Here is a 1,817-nt window from a genome sequence, read left to right as displayed (position 1 = left end):
GGCTGGGACAAAAGTCTCAGCTCACGCAAAAAAGCTTCGGAAATTAATTTTTTTCCGAGGCTTTTTTGCATTTTATGTAGCACAGAGAATTCAACTCTGCTATTCTTAAATCGACGAAAACCCAAGGATAGGAGTGAATCTCTATGTACAGACATTATAACAATAACCAGACCAGTTTAACATTGCCATTAGAAATTTCAATTTCAGAAACGCACATTGTCCGCGCCATCAGTGCTTTTGTGGACACGATTCCATATAAATTAGTTTATGGAGAAGAGTCAGCCTTTGGCCGACCACAATATTCACCGTTGATGATGCTCAAAATGATGTTATTTGCTTACTCACGGAAAGTGTTTTCGGGACGGAAAATTCAACAAATGGCCGAGGAAAACATTCCGATGAAATGGTTAATCGGTGACCCTGACGTGGTTCCCAGTTACCGGACAATCAATCGTTTCCGGACTGATCCACAAACCACCAAGCTAATAGCCCTCATGTATCTGCAGTTCCGACAATCATTGATTGATAACAATCTGTTAAGTGATGAGGCAATTTTCATTGATGGCACTAAAATCCTTGCCGATGCCAACAAGTATTCATTTGTCTGGCGAAAAAGCACGGAAAAATTTGAAAGTAAGTTGGATCAAAAAACACGAAACTTGTTTAAAGACCTGATTCAAAACAAAGTCAATCTAGCAGTGGAAAGCGAAATGGATCCGACGGATCTTCAGACGCTTGAAGCTGAAGTAGACGCATTGGACACAGAGATTGACGAATTAGATCAGCAAATCAAAACCGAAAAAGTGATTCCCGGTGGTTCACCACGTAAACAACGCCGGCGTAAACTAAAACATCTCCGGCATCTAGTAAAAGATGAATACTTACCTCGTAAACAAAAGTATCGCCAATATCATGAATGGTTTGGTGATCGGAACAGTTTCTCTAAAACGGATCATGACGCCACTTTTATGCGGATGAAAGAAGATCCGATGCAAAACGGCCAGTTGAAGCCAGGGTACAATCTGCAAATTGCCACTCAATCACAATTCGTTCTCTATTACCAAGTTAATCAACGTCCTACGGACCAACGTACTTTAATTCCATTTTTAAAAGCGATGAACTTCGCACAAACCCCAGTCAACTATATCGTTGCCGATGCGGGCTACGGCAGTGAGCCAAACTATCAATTTGTTAAAGAGAAATTGGGTAAGATCCCCTTGATTCCTTACACCATGTATCTGAAAGAACAATCGAAGAAATATCGCAGCGATCTTAGCAAAGTGATGAACTGGGAATATCATGCCGAAGAAGATTACTACGTGGATAATCACCACATCCGCTTTTCATATCACGGCATGAGCCATCGAACTGATAAAAATGGGTTTACCCGCGACTTTAAAGTTTATCGGGCCGACGATTACGATGACCCCGAAGGGTATTATTGGTCGACCACCCGTATGGGTAACCAACGAAGAATTAACATCAATCCCCATTGGGAATCGCAAAAAGCATACGTTCGTGAACAGCTTTCAAGCCCAGAGGGCAAGGCCATTTTCGCTAAGCGAAAACTTGAGGATGAGCCAGCCTTTGGTAACCTGAAGGCGAATTTGCGTTTCCGTCGATTATCGGTACGTGGATTAAGACAAGTAAATAATGAATTAGGAATTATCTTGATGGCAGCAAATATGAATAAATTGGCCAAAATGATGGCCAATTTAAGTCATATTTTTGGTTGGATAGAAAAACTGAGCCACATCTTCCAGAAAAAATGGAAAATGCGGCTCAATTTATTTGTCGGCGGGACTTATGTCCCAGCC

1 protein-coding gene is annotated in these 1,817 nt (G+C 41.5%); it reads left to right on the top strand.

What is annotated here, in order from left to right; translation table 11 throughout:
- Positions 1-143 precede the first annotated feature (143 nt).
- On the top strand, positions 144-1,817 hold a 1,674-nt coding region (locus HMPREF0519_RS12595; protein WP_003636784.1), incomplete at its 3' end, for an IS1182 family transposase.

It is taken from the genome of Lentilactobacillus hilgardii DSM 20176 = ATCC 8290 (genome assembly GCF_000159315.1).
GTDB classification, from domain to species: Bacteria; Bacillota; Bacilli; order Lactobacillales; family Lactobacillaceae; genus Lentilactobacillus; species Lentilactobacillus hilgardii.
The sequence above is the reverse complement of the archived record's forward strand: the minus strand, read 5'-3'. Positions and strand labels throughout refer to the sequence as shown.